Annotated in this window: 35 protein-coding genes, 2 tRNA genes and 1 pseudogene; all 38 read right to left on the reverse strand. The window is 40.9% G+C overall.

Annotated elements, in window-relative coordinates; translation table 11 throughout:
* Window positions 1–115: 115 nt before the first annotated feature.
* Complete coding sequence (gpG, locus tag ACEE75_RS06675; protein ID WP_449173591.1) at window positions 116–421, reverse strand: phage tail assembly chaperone G; 306 nt, start codon at window positions 419–421, stop codon at window positions 116–118.
* A gap of 45 nt (window positions 422–466) precedes the next feature.
* Window positions 467–1048, reverse strand: a complete 582-nt coding sequence (locus ACEE75_RS06680; protein ID WP_447574927.1) for a major tail protein — start codon at window positions 1046–1048, stop codon at window positions 467–469.
* A 15-nt stretch (window positions 1049–1063) separates the two neighbouring features.
* Window positions 1064–1453 carry a hypothetical protein gene (locus tag ACEE75_RS06685; RefSeq protein WP_447574925.1) on the reverse strand — a complete coding sequence of 130 codons (390 nt, stop codon included), beginning with the start codon at window positions 1451–1453 and terminating at the stop codon, window positions 1064–1066.
* Window positions 1453–1866, reverse strand: a complete 414-nt coding sequence (locus ACEE75_RS06690) for a hypothetical protein (RefSeq protein WP_447574923.1) — start codon at window positions 1864–1866, stop codon at window positions 1453–1455. The genes ACEE75_RS06685 and ACEE75_RS06690 overlap by 1 nt, the downstream gene beginning before the upstream one ends.
* Entirely contained in the window at window positions 1859–2218 is a 360-nt protein-coding gene (locus ACEE75_RS06695; protein WP_447574922.1) for a phage head-tail adapter protein, read from the reverse strand. The genes ACEE75_RS06690 and ACEE75_RS06695 overlap by 8 nt, the downstream gene beginning before the upstream one ends.
* Complete coding sequence (locus ACEE75_RS06700; RefSeq protein ID WP_447574920.1) at window positions 2205–2405, reverse strand: hypothetical protein; 201 nt, start codon at window positions 2403–2405, stop codon at window positions 2205–2207. The genes ACEE75_RS06695 and ACEE75_RS06700 overlap by 14 nt, the downstream gene beginning before the upstream one ends.
* Window positions 2374–2682, reverse strand: coding sequence for a head-tail connector protein (locus ACEE75_RS06705; RefSeq protein WP_447574918.1), 309 nt, complete (start codon window positions 2680–2682; stop codon window positions 2374–2376). The genes ACEE75_RS06700 and ACEE75_RS06705 overlap by 32 nt, the downstream gene beginning before the upstream one ends.
* Before the next feature lie 2 nt (window positions 2683–2684).
* The gene (locus tag ACEE75_RS06710) at window positions 2685–3812 is read right to left on the reverse strand and encodes a phage major capsid protein (RefSeq protein ID WP_447574916.1); all 1128 of its coding nucleotides are present in this window, start codon (window positions 3810–3812) and stop codon (window positions 2685–2687) included.
* A 16-nt stretch (window positions 3813–3828) separates the two neighbouring features.
* Entirely contained in the window at window positions 3829–4554 is a 726-nt protein-coding gene (locus ACEE75_RS06715; RefSeq protein ID WP_447574914.1) for a head maturation protease, ClpP-related, read from the reverse strand.
* Window positions 4535–5668 carry a phage portal protein gene (locus tag ACEE75_RS06720; protein ID WP_447574912.1) on the reverse strand — a complete coding sequence of 378 codons (1134 nt, stop codon included), beginning with the start codon at window positions 5666–5668 and terminating at the stop codon, window positions 4535–4537. Before ACEE75_RS06720 ends, ACEE75_RS06715 begins: the two co-directional genes overlap by 20 nt.
* Before the next feature lie 149 nt (window positions 5669–5817).
* The gene (locus tag ACEE75_RS06725; RefSeq protein WP_447574911.1) at window positions 5818–6468 is read right to left on the reverse strand and encodes an HIRAN domain-containing protein; all 651 of its coding nucleotides are present in this window, start codon (window positions 6466–6468) and stop codon (window positions 5818–5820) included.
* 69 nt (window positions 6469–6537) lie between these two features.
* A complete protein-coding gene (locus ACEE75_RS06730) occupies window positions 6538–8184 on the reverse strand; it encodes a terminase TerL endonuclease subunit (RefSeq protein WP_449173592.1) in 1647 nt (548 codons plus the stop codon).
* Window positions 8177–8506: a P27 family phage terminase small subunit gene (locus tag ACEE75_RS06735; protein ID WP_447574907.1), complete on the reverse strand. Its 330-nt coding sequence runs from the start codon at window positions 8504–8506 to the stop codon at window positions 8177–8179. Before ACEE75_RS06735 ends, ACEE75_RS06730 begins: the two co-directional genes overlap by 8 nt.
* Window positions 8507–8593: 87 nt before the next feature.
* On the reverse strand, window positions 8594–8923 hold the full coding sequence (locus ACEE75_RS06740) for an HNH endonuclease (RefSeq protein WP_447574905.1): 330 nt from the start codon (window positions 8921–8923) through the stop codon (window positions 8594–8596).
* 166 nt (window positions 8924–9089) lie between these two features.
* Entirely contained in the window at window positions 9090–9632 is a 543-nt protein-coding gene (locus ACEE75_RS06745; protein WP_447574903.1) for a site-specific integrase, read from the reverse strand.
* Window positions 9633–9712: 80 nt separating this feature from the next.
* Window positions 9713–9822 (reverse strand) — tRNA-OTHER (locus ACEE75_RS06750).
* A gap of 273 nt (window positions 9823–10095) precedes the next feature.
* Window positions 10096–10183, reverse strand: a tRNA-Ser gene (locus ACEE75_RS06755).
* Window positions 10184–10280: 97 nt separating this feature from the next.
* Window positions 10281–10694, reverse strand: coding sequence for a DUF1492 domain-containing protein (locus tag ACEE75_RS06760; protein ID WP_447574901.1), 414 nt, complete (start codon window positions 10692–10694; stop codon window positions 10281–10283).
* A gap of 293 nt (window positions 10695–10987) precedes the next feature.
* Window positions 10988–11284, reverse strand: coding sequence for a DUF1372 family protein (locus tag ACEE75_RS06765; RefSeq protein WP_449164787.1), 297 nt, complete (start codon window positions 11282–11284; stop codon window positions 10988–10990).
* A 292-nt stretch (window positions 11285–11576) separates the two neighbouring features.
* Window positions 11577–11780: a hypothetical protein gene (locus ACEE75_RS06770; RefSeq protein ID WP_449164788.1), complete on the reverse strand. Its 204-nt coding sequence runs from the start codon at window positions 11778–11780 to the stop codon at window positions 11577–11579.
* Between the two features lie 131 nt (window positions 11781–11911).
* Entirely contained in the window at window positions 11912–12253 is a 342-nt protein-coding gene (locus ACEE75_RS06775; RefSeq protein WP_449164789.1) for a hypothetical protein, read from the reverse strand.
* Window positions 12253–12768 carry a DUF1642 domain-containing protein gene (locus ACEE75_RS06780; RefSeq protein ID WP_449164790.1) on the reverse strand — a complete coding sequence of 172 codons (516 nt, stop codon included), beginning with the start codon at window positions 12766–12768 and terminating at the stop codon, window positions 12253–12255. The genes ACEE75_RS06775 and ACEE75_RS06780 overlap by 1 nt, the downstream gene beginning before the upstream one ends.
* The gene (locus tag ACEE75_RS06785) at window positions 12765–13271 is read right to left on the reverse strand and encodes a hypothetical protein (protein ID WP_449173593.1); all 507 of its coding nucleotides are present in this window, start codon (window positions 13269–13271) and stop codon (window positions 12765–12767) included. The genes ACEE75_RS06780 and ACEE75_RS06785 overlap by 4 nt, the downstream gene beginning before the upstream one ends.
* Window positions 13244–13441 (reverse strand): hypothetical protein, encoded by a 198-nt coding sequence (locus ACEE75_RS06790; RefSeq protein ID WP_449173594.1) that lies wholly within the window; start codon window positions 13439–13441, stop codon window positions 13244–13246. Before ACEE75_RS06790 ends, ACEE75_RS06785 begins: the two co-directional genes overlap by 28 nt.
* A gap of 429 nt (window positions 13442–13870) precedes the next feature.
* Window positions 13871–13990 (reverse strand): DUF7204 family protein, encoded by a 120-nt coding sequence (locus ACEE75_RS06795; protein ID WP_449173595.1) that lies wholly within the window; start codon window positions 13988–13990, stop codon window positions 13871–13873.
* A 4-nt stretch (window positions 13991–13994) separates the two neighbouring features.
* On the reverse strand, window positions 13995–14171 hold the full coding sequence (locus ACEE75_RS06800; protein WP_449173596.1) for a hypothetical protein: 177 nt from the start codon (window positions 14169–14171) through the stop codon (window positions 13995–13997).
* Window positions 14164–14394, reverse strand: coding sequence for a DUF3310 domain-containing protein (locus tag ACEE75_RS06805; protein ID WP_449173597.1), 231 nt, complete (start codon window positions 14392–14394; stop codon window positions 14164–14166). Before ACEE75_RS06805 ends, ACEE75_RS06800 begins: the two co-directional genes overlap by 8 nt.
* 302 nt (window positions 14395–14696) lie before the next feature.
* Window positions 14697–16031 (reverse strand): VapE domain-containing protein, encoded by a 1335-nt coding sequence (locus ACEE75_RS06810; RefSeq protein ID WP_449173598.1) that lies wholly within the window; start codon window positions 16029–16031, stop codon window positions 14697–14699.
* A complete protein-coding gene (locus tag ACEE75_RS06815; RefSeq protein ID WP_449173599.1) occupies window positions 16028–16849 on the reverse strand; it encodes a bifunctional DNA primase/polymerase in 822 nt (273 codons plus the stop codon). The genes ACEE75_RS06810 and ACEE75_RS06815 overlap by 4 nt, the downstream gene beginning before the upstream one ends.
* 19 nt (window positions 16850–16868) lie before the next feature.
* Window positions 16869–17402 (reverse strand): hypothetical protein, encoded by a 534-nt coding sequence (locus tag ACEE75_RS06820; RefSeq protein ID WP_449173600.1) that lies wholly within the window; start codon window positions 17400–17402, stop codon window positions 16869–16871.
* A gap of 18 nt (window positions 17403–17420) precedes the next feature.
* Window positions 17421–18182: an AAA family ATPase gene (locus tag ACEE75_RS06825; protein ID WP_449173601.1), complete on the reverse strand. Its 762-nt coding sequence runs from the start codon at window positions 18180–18182 to the stop codon at window positions 17421–17423.
* Window positions 18183–19375: pseudogene (locus tag ACEE75_RS06830) on the reverse strand (DEAD/DEAH box helicase family protein).
* Window positions 19372–19932 carry an NUMOD4 domain-containing protein gene (locus ACEE75_RS06835; RefSeq protein WP_449173602.1) on the reverse strand — a complete coding sequence of 187 codons (561 nt, stop codon included), beginning with the start codon at window positions 19930–19932 and terminating at the stop codon, window positions 19372–19374. Before ACEE75_RS06835 ends, ACEE75_RS06830 begins: the two are co-directional and overlap by 4 nt.
* Window positions 19910–20380: a hypothetical protein gene (locus ACEE75_RS06840; protein ID WP_449173636.1), complete on the reverse strand. Its 471-nt coding sequence runs from the start codon at window positions 20378–20380 to the stop codon at window positions 19910–19912. Before ACEE75_RS06840 ends, ACEE75_RS06835 begins: the two co-directional genes overlap by 23 nt.
* A complete protein-coding gene (locus ACEE75_RS06845) occupies window positions 20380–20859 on the reverse strand; it encodes a siphovirus Gp157 family protein (RefSeq protein WP_449173603.1) in 480 nt (159 codons plus the stop codon). The genes ACEE75_RS06840 and ACEE75_RS06845 overlap by 1 nt, the downstream gene beginning before the upstream one ends.
* Window positions 20852–21439, reverse strand: coding sequence for an HNH endonuclease signature motif containing protein (locus ACEE75_RS06850; protein WP_449173604.1), 588 nt, complete (start codon window positions 21437–21439; stop codon window positions 20852–20854). Before ACEE75_RS06850 ends, ACEE75_RS06845 begins: the two co-directional genes overlap by 8 nt.
* Window positions 21432–21665, reverse strand: a complete 234-nt coding sequence (locus tag ACEE75_RS06855) for a hypothetical protein (RefSeq protein WP_449173605.1) — start codon at window positions 21663–21665, stop codon at window positions 21432–21434. The genes ACEE75_RS06850 and ACEE75_RS06855 overlap by 8 nt, the downstream gene beginning before the upstream one ends.
* On the reverse strand, window positions 21665–22006 hold the full coding sequence (locus tag ACEE75_RS06860; RefSeq protein ID WP_013730169.1) for a hypothetical protein: 342 nt from the start codon (window positions 22004–22006) through the stop codon (window positions 21665–21667). Before ACEE75_RS06860 ends, ACEE75_RS06855 begins: the two co-directional genes overlap by 1 nt.
* Between the last annotated feature and the right edge of the window lie 3 nt (window positions 22007–22009).

Genomic DNA, 22009 nt, shown 5'->3' on the forward strand with positions numbered 1-22009 from the left:
ATAGCCATCAAATGCTCATAGTCTGTATCCATCACATCTCGTATGCTCATTCCGTAGTCAGACCTGACCACACTTTTCAGAAAAGAATCAAACCGTCTCAAACTGTCATTGGCGCTTAGTCTTTCTCCTTTGGGTCACCTTCACCACCAATCAACTTAACAAAGACTTTACCGATGATATCATTCAGCTCAGCCATTTCCAGACCGCTATACATAGCATCAACTGTTAGACCTTCGAAAAGACTAGCGATAAAACTCAATTGTTCATCCAATTTAATAGCCTCAGGAAGTGCCAACTCCTTATCCTCATGACGTGCCGACATTTCCAGATATTCACGATACTTAGACACAGGCAGATAGCTGTTTTCATAAGCAACCTTTTGTCCATTTTCATTGCGAACCTTAATTTCAAGAATAGACATTTCTTTCTCCTTAAACATAAAAAAGAGACGGTAATCCGTCTCAAATTATCCAGCCGATACCATCTTCAATAACTGCTTCAATTTAGTTACTTCTGATTCTTCTTTTCCAACATAGTAACCCAGATACTGATCTTGCGCATCTCCTGAATCACCTGGCAGTGCTGTATAGGTCAATTTATCGCTACCAAGTTCTTCTTGCTTATCTTTGAGTGTTTCAGTCCCTAACTCTTCCTTGGAGAAATTTCCACGGAAAAAAGCAAAATAACTAGGTGTACCATCAGGCTCTTCTGATTCCAACAAGATAGAGCAATAAGGAGCTTCTGTATCTGCACCGATAAAGCCAAGATTGCCTGACTTCTTATATCCTAGCAATTTTTCAAGGATAGACATTCGCATGTCCAGCAGTTCAAAATCTGCCTCAACATCCCCTACACCTTTGCGTGATACATGATAGGCAATGTTTGAACCATAAGTTTTCACCACATCTGCTGAAAGCCCCTTGATATCTACTTTCTGGGTCGCCCCTTTATCTTGTTTCCCTTCAAAGGTAAACAAGTTTGTTCCTTCTACTGGATTTTTATTATCCAAGATACGAACCGTCATTGATTTAAAACCAACTAATACCATGTATATTCTCCATTTCTAATAATCACTATAGAGGGCACTTCTCCCTCTGTAGGTCCGAACATCGACATAACGACCGATGTCTGCAATATAATCTTCCAGATTACTGATGGCATCGGTAACTTGATAAAACCGCTTGCCTTCAAAAATCTCTTCCACAATCCTCTGCAACTTCTTGCATTCCAAGCGTTTTCCACTCTCTACATTGACCTGTATCAAGTAACGTTTGGCAAGACTAGTATTAGAGCCCATTGCTGATTGGATAGGGGAAGTGACAGGCTTCAGGACAATACTGGATTCCCTATCGCCTAATCCCTCAGGACGTTCAAAAGACTTGATAGAGATACCTGCCAACCGTTCGTCAGCCACCAGCAACTCATACAAGTCTAGCAACATATCCCTTTCCATTACAAATCACCTCCAAAACCATCTTGAAGATGTGCTTTTATCTTCTCAGGGTAGGTAGATTCTAGCCCTTCAGAAAAACGCCGAATAACACCAAACCCACGAGGGTTTGGATTGTGGGCATAGCCCAACTCATTCAAATGCACTAACTGCCAACGAGCAGGGTCCCCTTTACCAAAGCCCAGCTTCACTTGAGCAACACCAGAAGCCCGACTAACACCAGAAACAGCGATAGCTTCAACTGTCGCACCAGTATCACGGTAGCTTGAAATCACCTCCTTGAAATCAGGTTCAATTTCCTTAGCTACCTCACGCAGAGCCTTGTTGCTCACACGACGCACCTTAGCTTCGCCAAGCTTTTCTTCCATCTTGGCAAGAACTTCCTCAACTCCTACTAAGTTTGCACCACTAGCCATGAATACCACCTCCAAGCACGATAGTCAAAAATAGGCGCTCATCAAACCGTGGGCGAATATCCAAAATCTCCCACTTCTGACCAGCGTACCGATGGTCAAGAATTTCAACAAAGTGCCGATTATCAGGTACATAAGCCGTCAAAGGGTCACGAATGGTCAGCGTCAAACTAGCCTTTACTCCCTTACTCTTTGAAATCTCCAAATCCTTCATACTAGGATTGTAAACCTCAGCAAAAGTAGAAAAGACCTTTTTAAAAGCCATATCTCGACCATCTAAACCGTCATCAACAGTAGCTGAAAAAAAGACCACAGGAGTCCTCAAATCGCCGTTAGAAGTCTCATGCTTGGTCATCTTCTTCTACCGATTTCTTCTTGCGACCCGGCTTTTTAACTGGCTCATCTTCTACAACTTCTAAAAAGTTAGGTAACTTTTCATTAATTTCATTAAAACGCTCTTCAGTCACTTCAAAGATGTCTCCCTCAAAGCGGATAATATCTTCCTTCAAATCATGAAAGACCTTCTTCGTCACTACTTTCATCATCAAATCCTTTCAACGTATGTACAAATGCAAAACGATTCAATTCCTCAGCAAAAGCTGACTCAAAAAGCTCCAGCTTGTCATTATAGACATAACGTGACCTTTCTAAAATCAACTCCTGCCCAGAATCAATCGTATCAACTGCTAAACCAAAACGCTCAGAAAGAGCGGCCTGCGAACTAGCCAAAATCCGTTCTAGATTATCATCCTCCATATCATGGAAAATTCGCATCCGCTCCTTGAACGCCGTCAACAATTCATAGCTGACCCCAACCATTGCTAAGCACCAGGAATAGCATCAGGTACTTGCAAGGTCCACACAGCCGCAGCCTTTTCATCACGAGCCTTACCGTAAGCAAACTGCTTGGCAGTGTAAAGGTTAGCATCCTCAAGACCAAAGGTTTCAGTGTACTTATTGATTTCAAGGCCACCAGCCACAAAAGCATCATAACGACCTTTGACAAATGTTGTGACCTTGCCTTTGGTTTGGTAGATAGACTCCACGACAATCAAATTATAGGGCATTGCAGTCACATAGAAACCTTGAGCATTAAGAGAAGTATATTGCTTCTTCACATCCCAAGCATCTGCAGGGTTGACCACCATAACCACATTTCCTTCAACTGCCACAGGTTCACCGTTCTCTTTAGTAGAGTGGTGTTTGTAAACGGTCGTCAATTCCTTCACGACCGTTTTAGAGTCAGCAAATGTCAAAATAGTCGATTGAGCAGCCTTCTCAGGGTAAGTTGTACCTTTAGGAGAAGATGTACCTGTCAATTTACGACTCAAACCAATCGGCTTATCAGCTCCATCGCCGTTCAAAAATGCTTCTTCAAGCGCAACCGCAAATGCCTCTTGGATTTGCAAGTTAACAAAGGTCATCAACCAAGAAGGAGAAAATTTCTCCGTATCTTTTGGAAGCACGACAAATGCCGTCAATTTATTCTGGATAGCCTTGTCATCTTGGAAGCTTTGCTCAAGTTGACCTTTGATTTCGCCGTTGATTTTACCCCAAACAGCTTTCCCAGCATTTTCAGAAGTATAAAACTTCAAACGAATCCCTGCGTTGCGCAATCCGATATGCTCGAGAAGTGGGTGTTTCTTTACCAAATCCTCGAAAATACGGTCAACCGTTTCTTCAGGGAAATGCTCATCGATACCTTCAGGGGCACTCTTCTTAACTTCGTTAAAGAAAGCACGCTCACGAGCCGTCATTCCTGCTTCAGCAGGAGTAGTTGCGATAGCTGCTTCCACCTCGTTACGTGCCACTTTTTTGCTTTCCGCAAACATAGCTTCCAACATATCATTGTACAACTGATTTTGTACATCTTTCTCAGCACCAGATGCAACCGCATCTACAAAAGTCTTACGAGCTGATTCAAATTCTTGTGATAACTTCATCGTCATTTAATATTCTCCTTACTTAAAAACAAAAAGCCCCAAATCCTTTTGGAACCTCCTTCACTTCTTCAATAACTTCTTTTTCAGTGGTATTTTCCATTTTGGAAACAACCGCCTCGGCTAACTTATCATAGTCAATCTCCTGTTTCTGATGGACTATCTCAGCAATCCGAGACACTACACGACTAGGCACCATATTTTCCAAACTCGCCACTAACTGAGGGGCAGTAGTGTCTTCAAACATGACCTTATCTGCAAAACCATGTTCCACAGCTTGCTGGGCAGTAAACCATGTCTCCTTGGCCATTAAGTCCAGCAGTTCAGACGTCTCCATCCCAGTCTTGGCCACATAGCTGTTAGCGATGGATTGATTAAACCCTTCTAGTACTCCTGCTTCATGCAACATATGTCTATGGTCACCCGCAACTACTGTTGATACATTGTGGATCATGATTTGAGCCGTTGGACTGATTTCAACCACATCACCTGCCATAGCGATAACAGAAGCAGCACTAGCAGCAATCCCAACCACCTTGACTGTCACTTGACCGGCATAATCACGCAACTTGGTATAGATTTCACTACCAGCATAGACATCACCCCCACCAGAGTTAATAATCACCTCAATTGGTTCACTAGTCTCAGGCAAGACGATATCCTTTGGAGCAGTCGCAGGCATATCAAACCAATCATAAAACCAACGGTCACCATCTGACACAATCGGTCCATTAATGTGAATCCTCTTCACTCTCTTCTCCTTTCTCATCTCTTCCAGCTACCTCATAGTTCTTGGTACGGATGATAATATCCCCACCCTCAACAGGCGCAAAACCAAGCTCATGACGAACCTCATTGACCTTAAAGGCACCGCTGGACGTAATCTTATCAATACTAGACGACAAGTCTAGAATATCACGGTCAACCACCTTGGCAATACCAAGCCTCACACCAGCCTGATAATCAGACGGTTCAATCAAGGCAGCCGTCAACTCATCTTTGACCTTCTTCACCAAAGGTTTCAAACAATCAATTGCAAAGGATTTTCGAGCCTCCTCAATACCAGCCACCTCACCATGTAAGACCACGGCAGGAATACCGATTAAGTCCGCCACCTCATCCTCAAATTGAGCTTTCAACTTCTTCAAGTCATCGATAGACGTATTGGTCACACCGACCTTGTTTGTCAGTTCAGCATACTCTAACTGATTGATCATAGGCACAATCGCAACAGAACGATTACTAAAAACTTGGAATAACTTCTCGCTATAAGACTTCATCAAGTCTAAATTTTCCTTGGAGAGCTGACTAGCCCCCTTGATGTTCAACGTTCCACGGATTTGATTATTCCGAGCAATCGTTTCAACCAAACGGTCGTAGAGCTTCTGATAGTCTTCAAACAATCGACTCAAATATGCATCTAGATGCCGATTATTGTATTGGAGAAAGATAACCTCGCTCCTGCCAAACGTCCGCTTAAATTGATAATCCTTAACCACCACAGACTCAAAACTATCCTCATACAGAGCATACTCCCTACGAACATAAGAATCAGCCATCAACAACTGGTCATCATCCGACAGGACAATCAACACCTCGTTATGCACCAGCAGACGATAGAGCACTTTCTGCCAAAACTGCGACGCACTATCGTCCATATTCGGACGCACATTGAGCAGATACTCCCACGGACTAGCAAAGACCTCACCATTCTTCACAAAAGAAAACTCAGCCTTAGAGAAAATCCGAGCCACAAACTCCGCCGACTTATCAATCGCCAAAGTCTTCAAGTAAGCCTTATTGAAATCCTCCAGCAAGACCGAAAAATCCTCCAAATCAACCGTTGGACTCTTATTCCGACTCATAAAAAAATCAAGTAACCCCAATCACATCACCTCTTTCTTATTTCAGCAACAAAAAAGCACCCGATTTCTCGAATGCCCAATATTTGATACTACCATTCTATCACATCAAAAATGCCAAATACGACATTTTACGACAAGATATTCTCACGCTACGATTGATTCTTCTTACTCATTTTTTTGACCTTTATTTCAAGTTTACAAGTAAGTGCCTTCTCACCATTCTGCACTCGAGTATATTCCCATGATAGACTCTTGTGCTTCCCTCCAGAAAAAGTAGCGAGACAATCAACAGAAAATGACTCATTGTTGACATATTTTTGCAACTGTTTCGCATAACCCTTACTAACATATCCGATAAAGATACCTTCAACGACAACTTTCAGGGCATTCTCATCATAGGGATTATCAGGCTCAGGAACAAGTTGAACATTTGAAGTCGAAACAGGCTCAAATTCATAGATGCGACCGTAATCAAATATCTCACGCTCATCTTTCAAGTAAGCCCGTATTTCTTTACTATCCATTCCCATAAAAGAAAGATTGTCACCTTGTAACAATGAGAATACCTCTCCGACTCCGTCACGGAAATACATTCCCTTGACTTTAGTCACACGGTGCCAGACAAATTCTTTTTCAGCATGTTTCTCTTCAGTTTCTAGATTTTCTTTCTGTAAATTTTCGCCTAAAACACTATCGCCAGTTGCAGAATTCTCCGCTGAGTGAGTATCACGCCTAGAATTTAAGTTAACTCCAACAAAAAAAATAGTCATACAAAGTGCTACAAATAATAAAAACCACATACCAAATACTCCTCAAAGTTTCGACTATAACAGTATTATAGCAATATTCTGAGGTTTTTAATAGTCCTTTTAAAAATCCCAATCACGGACCATCTCAAGGAAATCCAAAGCTGTCCCCTCTTCGATACGTTCACGCTTATAAAGTGCAGCCAACAAAGCGTGGAAACCGTCCGTCTTTCTGCGGACTGGCTCCTTCTTATCGTAGCGAACATTCCCAGACTTATCCTTACGAACAAAGGTATTATCCGTGTACCAGAGCATCATATTGTCCTGACCAAACACAAACCGCTCATTTTCGAAGTTATCCTCGATGATAGGCGACATCTTGGCTTGAATGGCCCCAGGATTGCGCAGGAACTCGAACTCAAAACCTGCCTCTTCCAGCAGCAGTTTCAAATAGTCCATCTTATGACTATCAGCACAGACCACTTCAATCTGATAGCCCTCATTACGCCACTCGACAAGCTTATTTACAATCAAGCTAGCAGAAATGCTAGGCTCATCCACAATAGTCACCAATCCCATTTTCTCCCAGTCATCCAGCGGAGCCTTGATATTAAACTTCCTGATAATCTCACGACGAGCAAAAGAATGTTGCTTCCACACATACTCATCCCCAATCTTGAAAAGCAAGCCAACAGAGGCAAAGTCACGAATACCCGCAAAGTCAAAACCAGCCACACAAGACCGACCTGCCAAACTATCCGTTGGCTCTCGCAAAGTCGCCAGTAGTTTCTCACGGCTGGTCACATCCTTTTCCAAATCCATCTCAGGAAAGTTCATATGCTTGTTCATAAAATTCTTTCGTGAGCTCGGATTTTCAGCTAAATCATAATAATCATTGACCCGCTTATTAAACAAACGAGTAGCTCGACGATTCATCGGCTTAGAAAAGACAGGGTTAGCTTTCTCCCACTTCTCAAAATCATCAACCTCTTCTGCCTGATCCAACTTACAGATAAAAGGGAAGATCCGTTCTTGACTCTCCCCTTTTAAAAATGCCACGCACTTAGCAAAGAGCTTGTCATAATAACCATCACGAACAAAGCCATTGGTAGAAATGAAAAACTCCCGAGGAAAATCCACCTTCCCAAGACCACCAGAGAATACATTGACAATAGCCTCGTCCACCATCTCATGAATTTCATCATAGATAACAGCACCTTCACGACCACCGTCCTTAGTTTTAGCATTCGACGTTGCAAATTTAAACGTACTCTTTGTCTTCTTATCAACTATTTTTGCCTTTCCGTTCGCAAAAAACTTCTGCATAATCGGCTTCTCATCAATCTTGTAATGCGCTTCAAGGAAACTACGCTGTGCCTGCTCCTCTGAATTGGCAACAATTGTCACATCATACAGAGGTACACCATGTAAAGTACTAATCAAAAAATTGGCTAGAGTTGTAATAAAACCATTCTTACCACCACCACGGCCCATAGTCACAAAGAACTTCTCAAAAACCAAGTCACCGCTATCCTTGAAAAAACAAAAGACAAACGGTGCTAAGAACTTCTCCCACTCATCGAGAGGGAAGTAGAACTTTTCCGAAAAAGTCACATAGGCATCAATCAGCTTGTCATCAAAATAAATATCATCCCTAATCAGCAAGTCGGTTTTCAGATAATTATAAAGCAGCTTTCGCTCATCGTTGAATAAAATCTCCCCACGTTCATACCGACCAAGATAATCATCGATAAATTTATGACTAACCATCTAATAACCCATCACTTCCCGAATCTTTGATCTGGGAACTATCTACGTAAAAACTAAATGATTTTTCAATAGCTAATAATTGCGCAGAGATTTTAAGTTGAGCTCCCACAGCAGGATTCTCCTTAAAAAAGGTCTGTGAGGCATTTCTTGTTTCAACGATGAGTCCCTCAGTGTCGATGGATTTTTGAAGCTCGTAATACTTTCTAGTCAGATTGATGTACCGAGATACTTTTTCAAGCTCGACTGCATCTTTCTTTTTGGGACTAAATTGGGCTACTTTAGAAAGTAGCTGTTTTTCTAATTCTTTGATAGTTTTTTCCATTTTACCCCCCCTCTACTACTTTTTTTGTTATTTTTCTTGCGAGTCACCCCTGCCCACCGGTATCCATTTTCATTTTTTTAAGCGATTTTATTTGACGGGGGGTGTACCGAACCACTCATCTTCTCTGAAGGTTTTCTCTTTCTTTGGTTTGTGTTTTTTAAATTCAAATCGTTCGTGCCGCTGATTGTGATGGTATTTACATAATGTTCTTAGGTTATTGATATCTAATGCCAGCTCAGGATGGTATTTCAATTCCATAATATGATCCACTTCCAAATCATTGGTAGTCACTTTTCCTTCCTCAGCACACCACAGACATTCATAGTGATCACGCTCCAACACTTCAAGCCTTAGTCTCTTCCATGCTGTTGAATGATAGAATACTCTTCTGCTCTCTCTTGTAGATGTATCAATCATTAGTTAATTCTTTCTATTCAAACTGCAATGTTTTCTTTTTTAATACCTTTACCACTTAGACATATCTTATATTCTGTCCAACTGTTTAACATGTCGTAATCCCTTGTTATAAACGTATTTATGAATAGTTGCAATTTCCAGTTTCCTATCTCGTAAATAAAGCTAACTAAAGATTAAACTTACTCGCTCGCTTATCTAAGTGGTCTTGATATACACCAATATACCTCAGAGTTATTTTAGGCGAAGAGTGGTTAAGGATTGTCATTAAATCAGCTACATCTCCGAATTGTTTATAATAATGATAGCCGTAAGTCTTTCTCATACTGTGAGTTCCGATATGTTCTAACCCACACTCACTAGCGGCTACTTTCAATATCCAGTCAGCTGTTCGGCGGTCTATTGGTTTGTTGTTTCCTTGCCTACTGAGAAATAGATAATCGTCTGGATCCATAAACCTTGTGTACTCTCTGACTTCTTTCTTGAGTTTCTTAGGCATTTTAAAACGTCTGTGTTTCCCTGTCTTTTTCTCGCGAATAACAACGTACCAGCCAGCAACATCTTTGGCTCTAAGTTTAAGCAAGTCACTAATCCTAAGACCTGTATTAATCCCGAATAAGAAGAGGATGTAGTTTCGCTCACTCCATTCCCTCAAGTATCGTTTCATTCGTTCGATATCTTCTTTATCTCTAATAGGTTCAACGAACTCCACTCCCATTACCTCCAATCCAAAATAAAAAGCCACACTATTGTGTGACTAAATCTCCAACTTGAACTACCAATTCAAATGAACGACAAGGGATGGATTCGAACCATCATCTCTGAGTTATCAGCCCAGCCTTCTGCACATGCGCTTCTTTTTGATACGTCTACCAACTGCCCCCGCTTTGAACTACCTTGTCAAACTATTCTAATTCAAACGCTGAGATTACACGTTTAATCAGCTATCTTTTGCAACCTTATGATTTAGTTGCTTATCCACTGAAATTCCTTTCAGTAATAGCCATGCACGGTTAGTTAGACCAACCACTCCTTACATCACAAATTACTAAGCTGTTTTTCAATTAACGAAAACCCCGCTAAAGGTCTAAGCTGCTTTACTCTTCAACTTCACTCTCATCCTTGCGAGATTTGAGCGGGTAGCCTAGCTACCGATTATCTAGGCTAAGCCCTAAAGGAGAGTATGGGATTCGAACCCATGCGCCGAATCTTCGACCTAGCAAGTTAGCAACCTGCCCTCTTCAGCCTCTTGAGTAACTCTCCATAACAGGCAAGGTTTAATACCTTACCCTTAATTTTCGATAATACTATAATACACTATCCCTAAGTGCCTTTTCGTGTTAATTAGTACCTTTTCGTGTTAATCAGTGTTAATTAGTACCTCGAATTCTTTTAAGGCGTCCCTTCTTAATTTAAAATATCTATTCCGTCCGATTTTTAAACGATCCCTAATTGTCCATTCATCAAAGTGATTAATGTAAATCATCCTTAGTAAGATACGGTGTTCGTGGTTGGGAAGTTGATTGATCAGCAAAGATATTTCTGTTTTGCGTTCAGTCGCACGACGACTTTCAGTTGCCAACTCTTTATCCAAATCCATAATTTCAGAGTAGGTATCGTCAACTTGTTTCTTTATACCACCGCTAGTTTTCATATCGCTCATCTTAGGGCTTGAGAGCAAAGAAGACTTTAATTGCGCACGCTCTTCTGCCAAACTCTCGATATATGGTAGTAGTGTTCTTAGTTCATCTAAAACATCTTCCGCTCTTCTCATTTTTTCTCCTTTATGTTATAATAGATACGGAATACGAACATAAGGGAGCGGAGACGCTCTTTTTTTGTGTGCTTTTTATTAAGATCAAAAATTTAACGCCTTCCTGAGCGGTCGCCACCAATCTCACGGCGCAGGAGCCTGTTATCCTTTCGTTAGTGGGTGCGTCTTCCACTTTATTTTTTTATAATTAGTCTGGCCAGACTAGACCTAACAGACGAATCGAACGTCTGCGCGGACCTTCTTAGGTGAATAAAAATTTTAAAACAGCAATTGTAATTTTGAGAACAGCCATCTCATCCCCCTCTCCCTTTCAAATACTCAGGCATCTCATCACCAACCTTAACATCCTCATACTGCTCTTTTGTCACCAAGAAATTTCCGTAACCACTAATAGTCAAGGTGTACCGTCCGTCATGCTCTGATTTGGACGTCACCACACCAGTACCGACAGCACCACCGCTATCGACTTGATAGACAATCTCGATCGGTCGTGCTTCTAATTTCTTGACCTTTAGCGCTAATATCAGAGATACAAGAGACAGGGAAAGGATAGTCAGATATAGCACTGTCTCATAGTAGCGTGTCTTCATAATTCACCTTCTCTTCTCTCTTCCTGCACCTCATACACTCCAAACAGATGACGTCTCCTTTTTCATCGCGATATGGCTTAAACTCGTGACGATGGAAACCAAACAGTGTTTTAATTGCTCGATGCATTCTTTACCTCCTCGAAAACATTATTAAAATCTTTTTCGGTCATTGACCATGTATGCAAATTCTCTAGATTGTCGTACACGATCAGATCCTCATTCGTATAAACCAGCATTGCCTTAGCGACAACTTTAACGTGGTTGTCGTTTCTATCTTTGTAAATTCTCCCAATCATAAATCCTCCAACGCTACCCATCTAAATTGCGGGTATTTTTTAGCTTCTTCTTGGGTGCATTTGTAGGCTAAATCCAGTATTATTTTTGAGTCACTTGAAGGTTTAATCATAAAACCTAATTCTGACAAGTAAACAAAATGATACACAGCAAACCTCGGCTCTGGCACATCGACCAGTAGCACACCTAGTTTTTTAGTCATTGTTTGCCTCCTATTTTTCGAAAAACATACATATCATGGCGATGATAAGTATCCAAACTATGGTTAAAATCGCTATTAACGCAGATATGAAGATATTTAAATAAAAAGTCTAATATCGGCCAATCCATCACTCAACCTCCTTTGCTCAACCTCTCGATTTCTCTCTGCGTTTGGTCTTGTTCCTGATTCAAACATCTAAGTGTCTGCTCTTTCTTCGCTTGAATGATTAGAGGTAATTTATTAAGCTCATCAACCTCTTCTAGTAGCCGTTCTGACCTTCTTTTAACTCTATCAAAATTATCACTCCAATCATATTCATCCCAACCGAATATCCGTCTCATCTCATTTTTATATTCTCGTTGCTGACTATCGAGATTTTTAATAGCTATAGCATAAACTAAGATGAGGGCTATATTTAGCACGACACTTATAATTCCTAAAATGACGATTCCATACATTAAATAATTCTCCATCACTCCACCTCTTTCGCAAACCCAGCATCCCACGCCCACTCAAAATCCTGTTTAATTTCGGATTCGGTGAGCCATAAATCTTTATTGTTGCGAGGGTTTACACTACGCTTAAATAAAACCACTTTTCCTGTAGAGGAGTCCTTTTTGAGAAAGTAATCATAAACATCTCTGCTGTTAGGGTTAGGTATTTCAACAAAGTACAGTACTTCCTTCTCAATCTCATAACCGTACACCCAAGCTAGGGCGAATGTTTCTTGGTTGTATTCTAGCCATTCAGCAGAATCGCTATATCCAAAGCAGTGATCCATTGCATGAAATAGCCCATACCCTTCTGTATTTTTGCAATATTCGATTTTATCAGCGATATGCTTCGGCACCACAACCTTCTGCGGTTCGTGGATTTGGGAGATGATACTCTTCACTTTCTCGAATACCACAACATCTTCTGCTCTGTCAAAATCTGACGTTCTCATAACATTCCACTCTAATTGCTCAATCGCTTCCTGTTTATTCATCTGTTTCCTCCAAATAACGCTCTCATGTCATTCCTCCAAACATGCGACCCATCGCATTTTACATAGTCAATACCGTAATGGTATAGATACCAATCAACAGCACTGATTGAGATTCCGAGCGTTTTAGAAATCTCACGTCTTGTCAGACCATCACTTGCTAATTTTATAACATCTTTCAAGCGAGGTTTTGAATGATAGCGTACCGCACCGATTTCAAAACGTTTATTCTTAACGGCGCTAACCGTCCTACCCAACATATCAGCTTGTTCTTGTGTCGTTAACGTATTGTATGTATTTTTGATAAATTCAATCTCTTTATCCGACCAACCTCTAATGTGCTTCTTGGTAATACCTGCTTTATCCTTGCGGTAGTAATAAGCACGCCTAGAGATACCGAGATAAGCTATCACATCTTTTATCCTGCTGTCCTCTGGATACTGGTATAGATGACGCATATACTCAAGCTCATCTTCTTTTATTCGGTTACCACCGATAAGAAACACCCTCTTTCCTGTGTGGCGTACAAATAAGCTACACCATTCTTCCTGTTAACGTAATACCGCATCTGCCCATCCTTGGACTCATACACATCCTGCACCTCTCCAAGATGGATATTTGGTTTGGTATTGATTTTGTGACAAGTTGTAATGATATCATTTACTGTTAGTTCCATGTTTCCTCCAATCTTCTTGTCATAACTCAGGCTATCTAGCCCCTTGAGACCCGCCCTGAAGGGTTTCCTTCAGGGCGGTTATGCTTTCCGCCTATTTCTCCTTGCTATTTGTGAGAAGATATAGTAGAATTAAGACTAGTATGATGTCTTCCATAAGACCACCTCCTTTCGCTTAGCGATACACCACGCTTGCGTGGTAAGCTAAAAAGCGAAAGAGTGGTCGTTGGAAGTGGTCACCAAACTAGGTGGCGGAAAGCGTAAGAATTTTCACTTACGCTTTTTTTGTGTTCTCAGGCGGATGCGCGTGAATGATTTACTCCTCTTTCTCGATTACTTCCTCATTTCAATCATATTAGCCCTGTCCAGCAATTCCTGCAACAGCAAGGTACACAACAATAACGCTTGCTAAGAGTTTTATAAGCTCTTTCACTAAACTTCCTCCATCCTAACGCTATACAACCGCTGACCTCGATACCTCTCTTCTAATGCACCTTTACATTTCAAAGCATCAGCTTCATTTTCGAAGTAATGCGTTTCATCTACCACCATGTGGTCAAATATCACACTCACTGTCCAAGTCTTGTACCACTTCCTCCTTCACTACGTATCCTAGTAATAGGGCTGCATTTAGCAGGTTTTGATCATTTGTCAATTCCTGTATTTCGGGATCAAGAATTGATTTCCTCATGATTTCAACAAAATCAGCTTGTTTTCTAGTTAGTTCAACCATTATTTTTCTCCAAAGTTTCAATCAACCAGTCAAGATTTTGACGAGCCTTCTTCAGATCTTCCAATCCATTCTTACCATGCCAACGTAACATATACTTGATGGCATTCCCCCAGTAGAAACCTTCTTCTTGCTCCGGGCAGGCTGCAAAATTTTTGATGACATCGATTGCTTCAAGTCCGAACCGGCCTTGGTAATGCGACGGCTTTTTGACTGGATCTGCCATATTTTACCTCCAAAAAATGAAATGCAACCGTGCAACCGATAAAATCCGAAAAAAAGAAAAAATTTTTCAAAATCCCTATTTTATAGGCTTTTTTCTTTATTTATATATATTTTTTTATTTTTTTATAATATATCGGTTGATAGGTTGCATTATATATAAATAATAAGTATAAACTCAATAATACCAAGGGTTTAAGGGTGCAACCGAAGTCTAAATTTATCGGTTGCACTTCGGTTGGATGCAACCGAACTTTTTAAAAATGTCAACCGATGTCAACCGATAAAAAGTCAAATGCAACCGAACTATTTTTCTGTTATTCGCTTAAATCCTTTAGTATTTTTTCCGCCAATTCTATATTGACCTTTCTCCCAATCAGGATGATCATCCATGACCATGTTAATCTTAGTTGATAATTTCCTGTCATTCGAATTTCGCATAAAAAGGTTATACATCATTTCCCTTGTTGATACTTTTGATAACCTACTTTCGCCAGGTTCAAACTCAGGACTATTATCAAAATACCGCATCGTGTACTGATGTTGTTTCTGGATAGGCCATTTTTCCCAATTACTAGGAACCGGCATGTCCAGATATTCCAAGACCTGCAATTCAACCTCATCACGATACATGAATTTTTCACGGTAGATATTCAATTCATCTTCCGTTTCCTCATCAAACATCAAATCAACACCAGCTTTGAAAACCGTCACAGCTTCACCCCAAATCTGTTCAATCGTTTGAGGTTCAATTGTCATCGGATGTTTCCGTTGTTTAGCAGCATCAGCAAGTACAGGCAGGAAACGACGTTCACCAGTCTTGTCCTTGAGATATTCCTTCTGGTTGGTTGTTCGTGCCAAAATAAAGTTCTTGGCAAATTCCTCCGTCTTGCTCATATAAGGCTTCCGATAACGTAGGCTGGTCTTTGAGATGAAGGCCTTGGTTTCTGCAAAGCTCATCCGATTACTTGCTACCATCTCATCATCATTGACAATGAGTGATTTCAACATGATGTCATAGTTGTCCTTATTGGCAAAGTCTGTCACGGCATCCGTGTACCATGGACCACCCAACTTTTGAAGTAGGGATGTTTTCCCAACACCTTGACCACCGACCAGGTCCAGGACGTAGTCAAATTTCACATAGGGATCATAGACCTTGGCAACCGCCCCAACTAACCACATTTGAGCTATCTTTGAAATCAATGGATTGTCATCAGCACCAAGATAGACTTGAAGCATGCGAGCAATCCGCTTCTTACCGTCCCAATTTGACGCTGCCTTTTCCATATAATCCAAGACTGGATTGTATGACCTCTCAGACATGAAAGTTTCGAAACCAGCTTTGAATGCCTTATCTGAGTACACAATTCCAAGGACATTCTCAAAGTAAACCGTCACAACGCTGTTGAAGTTTGCTGGAAGTTCACCCTGCTTGAAAGTTGTCCGTCCAATCTTCACATCTTGTGTGAACTCATATTCCTGTGAAAAATCATTCCGTCTAAGAAATTGCCCTAGCTGGTCATCTGCCTTGAAAGACAAGAGCACATTGACCGGACTAGATGACTTGATAGCACCGTTGCCTGTTAGAATAAATTTTGGCTGACTATCAATACTTACTACATTACCAATAGCGCTCACCTCCTGTCTTTCTTAATCATACTTTCAACTGTTCTAGTTACTTCTCTATCCGATAAAGGACTGGCACTGTTTGTGTTTGCTATCCTAGCTAATTGCAAGACAATGTCATCATCAACAGCCCGAAAGAGCAATCCACCAACAAAACTGGCCAACTTGTCATTTCGTCCACCCTCATCACCAAACCCCAGGGCAATGGTCTCAAATAGATCTGTTGTAATGGTTTTATCACGACTAGCCGACCTTCTGGCAAAATCTCTTAATCCATCAGTACCATCATACCTGTAGCCGTGAGTATCTCCATACTGCTTCTTGATAGCTTGGATAAGTTCCTTGGAAGGGGTGACCATTGTACCGCCTTCCTTGGACTTGTCCAAATCCCATTCATACTGCCCTTTTTCTGTTGCAGATGGGGCGACCAAGACATAATTATTTTCATGAGCCTTGATATCCACACCAGGCAAAAAACCAATCATCTGTGAGATAGGGCAATCATCACGTTTGAAATAGAAAAGATGCTTGCCGCCACTCGCCGTTTTAGCTTGCAGCGTTGGTTCAATCAAGCCCAGATGTTTCCACTTCTTCAATGACTCAAATCCGTTGGATTTACCATGCTTGTCAATATCAATCACAAAGAAGTTCGTGGTACGAAAAGCAATGTTGGCATTTGGGTAGCCGTCCCAAAATGTTTCAATTTCTTCGGCCGTCATCGCTGGCTTATCCGCAAATTCGATAAGAGGTCTTTTCTTATGTGGATGAATCGGTATGACTGCAAAACCAAGCTTTTGATACTGTAAAGCATATTCTTTCATTGACGGCATAAGTAACCTCCATTAGAAATTAGAACGGCAAATCATCATCATCAATTTCTAGTGGCTCGCTTGTTTTTGCCCCTGGATAGACTTCTAAGTCATAATTGTAGCCAATGGATTTGTCACGTTTGGTGTATTCGCCGATAACTAAGATAAACTTAGTCCCAACTGCTTTACGTTTCAGAGCTTCTTCCATGGTTTTGTTGTCATCAAGATCTGAACCGACCATTTTGTCATCAGCCAATTCCAAAGCCTTATGGAAGAATTTAACAGTGGTTTCAACCATGCTTGTCAGGTCCATGGTCTTACCATTCTTGACCCATTCAGTCAAAGTACCCATTCCGACATACTGTGTCCGACCATTGAATGGACTTTCTGGATCACGAACTTCAAAAGCATAGTTGATAGACTCCCAGCCACTATCAGCAACACGAGCTTCAACTCCTGATAATACCACTGGATATTCACCACCCGGCAAATGCTGGTTGCCGCTGTTGACTTTGTCTTCTCGTGGGTTGTATCCGTTCGCTTTCAACTGTTTTGCAATATCTAATAGACTCATGTATGTTCTCCTTTATTTTTAAAAAATATCTTCTTCAGCAGCTGTTTCCTGTTTTTTCTCTGCTGGTTTAGTTTTGGTTGGTTTGCTAGTCATAACGACAGCACCGTCAATGGTTTGTAAAATCTTCAAAATTGCCTTGTCGTCAATCTGATCAGATTTGTAAGTCTTCCGTTTTCGAACCACTTCCCGGTTGTAGTTGTTACCAAGTTTTTCAGTCCGAATCATCAAGTCTGAGTTACCATTGATAAGATTGACATATTTTTCTTTCAAACTAGGGACTTTTTCTATCACTTTCCCTTTTTCATCATAGATACTTACTTCACGACTGATATAGATAACATTGACAGGTAATGACTTAAGATCTATGACCAATTCTGTTAGTGCTTGATTAAAATAATCACTAGCCTTTCCGTAAGGTACTTCAGAAAGCGCCTTAACTCCGAAATGCCCACATACTGCAATCTTGATCATGTCAATCACATCATCAATCACATCAACTACTACAGTTTCATATGTGTGTTTCTGCGTTTGCAAAGCCAATAAGATTTCGCTCAACTGCTCAATCACTGACTTGGTAATGCGTCCTGACTGGTCTTTCTCATTGACCAACTGGATCGCTGGTACATTATTGGCGCTTGCGTTTCCGTCCGTGTTTAAGATAATTGGATTTGGAAACTCATTAGCCAAGTAGGACTTCCCACTCATGGTTGCACCGTAGAAAAAGAAATTCCGTGGTGTGTCCACAGGGACCTGTGGTTTGTTTGCTGGTAGTTTAAACATCTACTTCTCCTTGTAATAAAATTCAATCACATTCACATCATGCTGTTGACGACTTCCTGTTATCCGCCAGAGCAATTGGCGGTAGTCATCATACTCACCAGAAGACTCATCTACTGGATCCAGCACAACGATAGTTTGGTATTTGTGTTGCAGGCCGTCCACGCCAACTCCAAGGACTTGACTGGTAGCAACTACAATCTGCTTATCAAGTCCCTCTTTGACATCCCCTGTCCAAATACCAAGGTCAGGGTGTCGCTCATGAATGACATTGACAATCTGCTTTGACTTGCTGACAATTAGCATGTCATGTGGTGCCCTCTCTATCAAACCATCTAGCTTGAGCATGAGCGGTGTGTCTGCATTGACTGGTTTTAGCTTTGGAAAATCAACAGCTACACCCGTTTGATTCAAATACTGTTCAAAGGTCTTGCGACCAAATGACTGCTTGGCCATTGCCGTGTCGCCTTCGACTGTGACCAGGTTCAGCCGTCTAAACTCTGCTAACAGTTCAGGGTTGCCAGCCTCAACTGTTACTGGATAAAACTTGGTTTCAAAACCGTTGTTTTCTGTTGCGTTCTCAATTTCTTCAATCTCTTCCCAGCGGAAAAAGTTTGGTAAGTTATTGACATAGGTATCATAGTCTAAAAAGTCCTGCCATTTTTCTTTTGAATAAGCATACGCATCATAGACCATTTTTCCGTGGACCTTCTGCCAATCAAATTTGTTATTCGGCTTAGCCTGGCCAAAGATGACTCTTTCGAGCGGATAGAAATTCAGTCCTCTCTTTCTGACTGGAGTTGCAGAAAGCCCAATTGTATAAGACCGCTTGATTTTGGCATAGGCAGTGACATTCTTGTCCGATGACATATTCTGCCATTCGTCAATGATCAGAACGTCACAATGCAGCTTCCCTTTTTTGACCAGGTCCTGCAACTTCCTATCTGTGATAACCTTGAAAGCCATCTCCCTATCATAACCACCACGAGAGATTGTCTCCATCCAACCGTCCAAGATAGACAAGCGGTTATTGACAATGACAACAACCTTTGCTTGTTTGTGTTTGCAAATTTCAAGGGCACAGATTGTTTTTCCGCGACCTAACCTCCCAGAGCTTCAAGAAAAATACCATTTGTTAATCTTGAAGATCTGGAAACTGCCTCCTTTTGCCATTTTCTTAATACAATTTTTGTCAAGTTTTATACCTCCATCTAAATCCACCCGCTAATATTCTGTTAGCGTGGTGAAGGCAACTCTTGATATTAGCTGCATGAACTCCAGTTGCTGAACTAGCATCCTGAATGTTATCAAAAATGGCAAGCTCATTCCCTGACTTATCAAGTTGCACGACTGCTTTACTCAAAGTTATTGAAACCCTTTGATTGCGACTGCCATGATTATTATTTTCTTGGTAAGTAGCCCATTCAAGATTGGCAACATGATTATCATTTCTAATTTCGTTGATATGGTTTATTGTTGGTTTGTTATCAGGGTTTGGGATGAACGCTTCTGCTACAAGTCTGTGGACTTTATATTTTTTCACCTTTCCAGACTTACTAAGAGAAACAACCTGATAACCGTGATTATCATTCCATGGGGTTATTATTTTTGATTTTAATTTTCTGACACCACTTCCCAAGCCGTGATTGACTAGTCTTTCACAACTTCTGACATTGCCAAAATTTGATATTTCATAGTAACCTTCATAACCGACAATAGGTTTCCATTTTTTATGCGTGATTCCTATGCTCACTCACCACCTTCCCAATATCCTTAACAACTTCTTCAATATCATTGCGCATAGCCCAGAATAGACCCAGCCTTGCAGCTGCTCTGATGTCCTGGTGATGTGATTTCTGGAACTTCCAAAGGTTGAGCACTTTCAACAAATCATCCGGAATGTCCGACTTATACCCTGCATTCCGCTGGAGCACTGCATCCGGATAGCAAAGCTGGATATAGGCAATCGTTTCAAGAACTGAATTATCTTTTGACTTGTCATTGTCCCTAGCTTCAAACTGTTCAATGACAACTGTGTCAATTTCTAGGTTATTCCCAACTTTATGAAACCAATCAGCAAAACCTTTCATCCCATAGGACACCACCCAACTATCAACCAGCCTTGCATTATCCAGCAAGACAATCCCAGTTGTCGAGGTCTTGATTTTATTAGATGACGGATCAATGGCTAGTATCTTCATCATCTAATCCTCAAACTTCTACTTTCTTGCATCACTGCACCCTTGACCTTCTTACCAGCTTTCAGTAACTCTTTGATAGCTGTCTTGTCTGGTTTCAATGTTTGAATAAAATATTTCTTAGGCAGCAGATCTTCATCTACAACCACAGATGGTTGATTGTTGGCCAAGCTCACGGTAAATAGCAAAGTCTTGACTTTTTCATGTCCAGTGATTTCAAATGCACCTTGCAACCCTGTTTTGAGTCGTGTGATGTCATTATCAATTGATTTGTAACGAGCAGTCAGACGGTCAATTTCTTCTTTGAGCTGTTTCTTCTCAGCTTCTTTGTTCTTGATGACCTTGACAGTGTTTTCAACCTTTTCTTCAAACTGTTCCGTCCAGTCAATAGATTCAAGCGTATCCAGCTTGGTTTCTTCATCAATACCTTCCATTTCTGCAATCTGCTTAAAGATTCCAGTTAGTTCATAAATACTAGCCATTTCTTTTTACCTCAATAATTTTATTTTTTAGTTTCGTATAACCAATACCAACTTTTGTTAAGTCTGCATCGGACGCGAATAAACCATCTTGGTTCATCCTAACTATTTCGTTCTTAGATAAACAAGCAAGATTTGAAATATCCCAATTGGTCTTGTCGCCATTCAAAAACACAACTGCATGACCGCTTGGAATAGGTCCGTAGTATTCTTCCCAAACTTTACGATGCATTCGTTTCCAAATATTCGGTTCAGCAATTTTTTTCTTCGGATATCCATCTGTGGTATATCGAATCGTTCCAACCGGCACCCAATTTGGAGGCTTGTTGCCTTTTTGAAATTGACCGCTGTTTGTTGGTATATTAGGATACTTCTTCCCCTTGTTATGCGGAATCTGTCCTTTCTCAAAATGACCTGTCAACCCACTCTTCAGTCCATGATTTCTTCTGTAGTTTTTGATCTGATTGGCATTTAAACAGACCCCGAACTGATCATTCATTACCTTAGCAACTTCCTTGGCACTTCTTCCTTTTTGAACTCGTACAAAATATTCATGTTGCTCATCGGTTAACAATCTAGCCATTCAGCAACTCCAAATTCACACTTTGACGACCGTTGTATTCAGCAGCTGTTTTTTGAGCATCAAGTATCAAACGGCCGTTATCAATAATCTTTCCAGCAACCGTGGTCAATGCTTTCGAATGTTCAATTTCTTGGTCTAAATCTTCACCTTTTAAATCTTCATCTCCCAAACGCTCCAATGCCATGAAAAGATGATCATTCAAATCTGACAACTTATTTCTAGTCATTATTCCGTTACCTCTTTCATTAGTTTATTAGCTTCTTTGATAAGCAATCGCATGGTATTGTTATCTGTTTCTTTTTCTGCTGCTCTTGTCAGCATATCGACCCACTCCCTCCTGGTGTCATTCTTCCAGTTGATTAGGTCTGCTAATGCTTCATTCTTGATGTAGTGCATCGAGTAGTCCAATGACTTATCTTCCAAGCGGACACACCGTCCAGCCTTGATGTCTTTAGACACGTTTGCCCGTACATTACTATTTGATGTTTTGAGTGCTTCAGCCACTTCATCATAGCTAGCAGCTGGATGTTGTTTATAATATTCCCTAATGCGTTCCGCTTGCGTCATCTT

It is taken from the genome of Streptococcus sp. 11273D007BT, from assembly GCF_053547195.1.